The 4,804-nt window shown below is 41.0% G+C and carries 5 protein-coding genes; all 5 read left to right on the top strand.

All coding sequences use genetic code 11. The features are described 5' to 3' along the window. Positions 1–295 (top strand): hypothetical protein (locus WMO25_RS15095; protein ID WP_349086001.1); only part of this gene is annotated, 295 nt, incomplete at its 5' end. Positions 296–354: 59 nt separating this feature from the next. After that, the gene (locus tag WMO25_RS15090) at positions 355–483 is read left to right on the top strand and encodes a hypothetical protein (RefSeq protein WP_268825326.1); all 129 of its coding nucleotides are present in this window, start codon (positions 355–357) and stop codon (positions 481–483) included. Between the two features lie 45 nt (positions 484–528). Further along, on the top strand, positions 529–765 hold the full coding sequence (locus tag WMO25_RS15085; RefSeq protein WP_226826111.1) for a hypothetical protein: 237 nt from the start codon (positions 529–531) through the stop codon (positions 763–765). 509 nt (positions 766–1,274) lie between these two features. Then, on the top strand, positions 1,275–1,931 hold the full coding sequence (locus WMO25_RS15080) for a sigma factor-like helix-turn-helix DNA-binding protein (protein WP_154433122.1): 657 nt from the start codon (positions 1,275–1,277) through the stop codon (positions 1,929–1,931). 456 nt (positions 1,932–2,387) lie between these two features. After that, positions 2,388–4,804: thioester domain-containing protein (locus tag WMO25_RS15075; protein ID WP_349086000.1), on the top strand; the 2,417-nt coding region annotated here is incomplete at its 3' end.

Here is a 4,804-nt window from a genome sequence, read left to right as displayed (position 1 = left end):
AGAGTCGGTCCGGAAAAAAGAGATCCTTTATGAACCCAGAAAGGAACTGTCTGAGGAAAAGAAGCAGGAATTGGATGGAAAGCTTAAGATCCTTTCTGCAGGTATGTGGATTCAGGCAACATATTTTGTCGAGAGTATTGAATTTCCGGGAAAAGGAAAGCATTGTACCATTGAAGGAACTGTGGAATTCTTTGATTCGCAGATCCATCTCCGGATTGGAGATACGGAGATACCAATTTCAGATATTACAGATCTGTCTGGAAATGTGTTTGAAATATTAGAAGAACCCTGTTAATTATTTTTGTGGAAGTTTCCGCAAAACCGGCGGCGAGTGGGAGCTGACAGGAAGCGGAAATGAAAACAACAGATTGTCAAAGCCAGTCTGAATATGGAAATCGTGATTGCCCGCGCAGCTTTGGCGCTTACGGAATGGACAACCATGATGCTCATAAGGCGGATTTTTATTTCCCTTGGATCCGTTGAGTAATAAATGAAAGATCATATGTTATTGCTTAAAGGAGGAAGCCTATGGGATCAGGTAATATTAAATGGCATGTACACTGCTCTGTCTGCGGAGCATTTCTGGAGAAAAGTGCACAGAGCGATTCAGAAGTGGATTGCAAAAAATGCAGGAGTACATTGGAAGTTTTGGTAAAAGATGATATTGTCTCTGTCCGTCCTCTGGTCATCCGGGATGAACAGTTGAAAGAAAGGATGTCCGTTTATTCCAGGAAGCTGATGAATCCTTCCGGAAAGAAATCATAAAAGTGAATAAGAATGAGATATCCGACAGGGCGGTGAATTTGGCTGGAACCATCAAGACTGCACCGGATATCAAGAGTTTGTCAAGGAGCTGAATCTGACTGGAATCATTAAGAGCCCGGCAAAACATTTGTAACTGGTCTATGGAATCATTTTCGATTCTGTACGATCAAGTGCATTTGTTTTGCCGGTTTTTTTATTTTTTTCAAGATCCATGTTGTATAAGAACCCTTGAGACTTTGGATAGATAGAGGGATTTTTTATTCTGAAAACACAGGAAAAATATGAAAAACAGAATATCTGCAAAAATGAAAGGCCTCAAAAAGTTGTTTATTATGCAATGAAAAGAGAATAAGGAGGTAGAACACATCAGAGAAAAAGGTAGCTGAGGAGTCGCGGACTCCCGTTTAAAAAAAACGGGTTGGTCCGGGACTGTTTCCGCTACCAATTTTTATATTCCAAACAAATGCAGACTGGATCACCCGTAGCCGCAAGGCAGAAAGGTGGTCCATATGATGACATTAAAAGACTTAAAGAAGAGAGTTCCGGTTGCAGACGAGAAAAAAGTGATTTTGAGAAAAAAGGAGCTTTTGAATACAGGTGCGGAAATTGTTGTAAAAGAAATTATCGAAGATGGTGTGGAAATCAGTGTTTATGATAACGGATATGTTTTGTATGAAGAGGGAAGACATAGAACTGTTTTTCGCTTACATGAATGTAAGGACTATGATTACAGCGCGGTAGATGGCAGAAAAGATGCTTTTGGAGCAGACTTTTTTGAAAACGAAAACTGGTACATCTTACCGCTGATGGTTGGTATGGATCGTGTAGAAGACAGCAGACGGAGAATTCTGTCAAATCATAAAGTGATTTCTATTGATATTGAGGAGAATGATTTCTTTAGTATCAAAGCCCGTTGTGTACCTGATATGACAGAAAAAGTGCTTTGGAATGAAATGATGAGAGAAATTTCAGATCTTTTGAATGAACGACAGAGATATGCAGTAATTGCATATTATTGTGAAGGTGCATCTCAGGCTGAGATTGCAAAGAATCTCGAAATCTCTCAGCAGGCAGCTAGTGGACTGATCCAGAGAGCACTTGTGATTATCCGTAACTATATGCAAGTTAATCCAAGTGATGTCAAAAGAAAAAGAAATAAAAAATAATTTTCAATCCATGTTGTATAAGAGGCTCTGAATCTTTGGATAGGTATAAGGATTTATTTCCGACGTACCTTGAAAACTTCATAGCCTGCCCAGAATGATACCTGGCTTGAATATGCATCTTTCGCGTATCTGGCCAGAGCATACGTTTCGGAAATATGGAAACCGAAACAGGAACGGGTCTGGGAATGAAAACAGGAAAATGCTCAAAATAGAATATTTATTTGTCTGAATCCAAATCGGAGGATGACAGTAGAAACCATGTGGCGGTGTTTACAGAGATTCGTGAATACCGCCACATCTTTGTGCTGTTATCTCAGAAATCACGAGATTTGCGTGAGTGCTGACTGTCCCAAATAGTACAAATCTGAAACGAGAGGAGGATGTGAGGAAAATGAAGTGATATGAAATTTTACACTGAAACATTTCGTATACAGACAAATAAGAAAGGATGAGAACATGAAATTTAAAAGAAAAACAATGAGAATTGTATCAGGTATGCTGACAGCTATTACACTGTTTACCAATGCCCTTTCTCCGGTAATTGCTTATGCTGCTCCCGCAGATGAAGCTGACAGTAGAATCCCTTATTACGAGGAAATTAAAGATCAGCTGGATCAGGATGAAGTGGTAACTGCCAGAGATATCGAAGTAACGGTTGGGTCTGGATTCGATGTAAAAGCAGACTTTTCCGGAATTGAGATTCCGGACAGTGAAAAAGCCAAAGTGAAGCTCATGGCAGCCCAGAATGATGAAGGGAAAGAGTTTTCTACGGATCATGCAGATATCTATAAAACGGTATATTCTGTTGAACCCCAGAAAACAGATCATCCGGTGTATCAGATCAGCAGAAACATTACGGTAAAAGATGTTTCAAAAGAAGCTGACACTACTGTGAATTCGGATAGTTCTTCAGATCAGGATTCCGGTACCGGGGAAACAGAAGAATCTGAGGATAGTGATGATGAATCGGAAACGGATTCTTCCGAAATGAAACAGCCGGAAACGGATGAAGCGGTAAATGTATCAGAAGCTGAGACAGAAACAGAGGTTACCGGGAAAGAAATCACCGAGGAAGAATTTGATGCAGAGATCGAATCAACGGAAAATCAGGAGACGGTTGATCCGGAAACCGGTACTACTCTTTCAGAAGTTATGGAAGAGGCGGTAGATCAGGGAATTGCCTTAAATGAACTGGAAGCCGGAGAAATGGTCACTTTTGAAATGCCGATGCTTTTAGCGGCTGCAGAAACCGGTAGCCAGTCCGTATCTATTACAAGAGGCAGCTGGTATCATTATGCTGATTATGGATTAGGTTCTTACATTACAGCACCATATTATGTGTCCTGGGGTGGAATCAAAGCGACAGCATATTGTGTTCAGCCATCTAAGAATGGACCGGATGATGGTACGTACTCTATTACAAAATTATCTGATGGCAAGACTCTGGCAAAGGTTTGTTACTATGGAACAAAAGCCAGTGACGAGAATGGATTCTTTGATGAAAAACACCCGGATTTCTCTGCTGGTAAGAGATTTATTATCACACACCTTGCGGCAGCATATGCCAACGGATCCAGTGACTGGGATTCCGGTACGAACGCAACCGGACGGTCTCTTGCTAAGGAGCTTTATAACTACTGTATCAATATGCCGGATATCCCGGATGTGGATATGAGCTTTTCTGATAGTGATGTGAACGCTTATGTGGAAGGAAATATCCAGAGAACAAAGACGATTACATTCAAAGCAGATGAATTGCAGACCATTACCTTTAAACTTCCACAGGGAGTAAAGCTTGTGAATGTGACTACCGGCAAAACCAGTGCGGCAGGTGCGAGTGTTGAAATCTGCGGTGGAACACAGTTCTATCTTACTGCCCCACTATCTCAGGCTGAGGATGTGGGTGCTTTATTCTCTTCAAAGATGAAAGGAAGCATTGATAAAGAGTATTCTGCCTATAAGATAACAACAGGATCTTCCACACAGGATCTTGCACTGGTATTTGGTGAAGGTGTCGGAAATGAAAAGTATGTGGATTTCAAAGTAACATGGACCAAGGAATGTTATATTTCTATCGTGAAAAAAGACAGTGAGACATCTAATACTCTGGCCGGTGCGGTTTATGGTATCTATAGCGATGCTGCATGTACACAGCTGATCAAACAGATGCCGGCAACGGATGCCAATGGTGCAGCAAAAGTTACGATTGAGAAGACACAGGAAGTTGTATATCTGAAAGAAATCTCCGTTCCGACAGGATATACGATTGATGCAAAAGCTTACAATGTAACATTGAATATTGGAAAAACATCCAATATGAATGTGACCGATAAACGAGTGACAGCAACGATTTCCCTTCATAAGCAGGATGCCGAGACAGGAAATACCCCACAGGGTGATGCAACGTTGAAAGGTGCTGTTTATGGCTTATTTGCACGTGAGGATATTGTACATCCGGATGGGAAAACAGGTGTCCTTTATAAGAAAGGAACCCAGATCACATCCCTGACTACAGATAAAAACGGACAGGCTTCGGTTTCCAATTTGTATCTGGGAAAATATTATTTTAAAGAGCTGACTCCTCCGGTTGGATATCTGCTGGATCAGGAAGAACATGAGGTAGACTGCTCTTACGAAGGTGCAAATGTACCAGTTGTAGAAAGAAAAGCAATTTCCAAAGAAGATGTGATCAAACAGCCATTTCAGATTATCAAGGCAGCGAATAACGGGAAAACAGATGCCGATCTTTTGAAAGGTATTGGTTTCTCTGCCTGGCTGGCAAGTGATCTGAAAGTAAAAGCAGATGGGTCTTATGATTTCTCTTCTGCGAATCCAGTTGTTATCACAGCAGATGGAAAAACAGAGATGTTTAC

This window comes from Coprococcus intestinihominis (assembly GCF_040096555.1).
Classification (GTDB): Bacteria; Bacillota; Clostridia; order Lachnospirales; family Lachnospiraceae; genus Coprococcus_A; species Coprococcus_A intestinihominis.
Note: the sequence above shows the minus strand (reverse complement) of the source record. Positions and strands in the feature narration are given on the sequence as shown.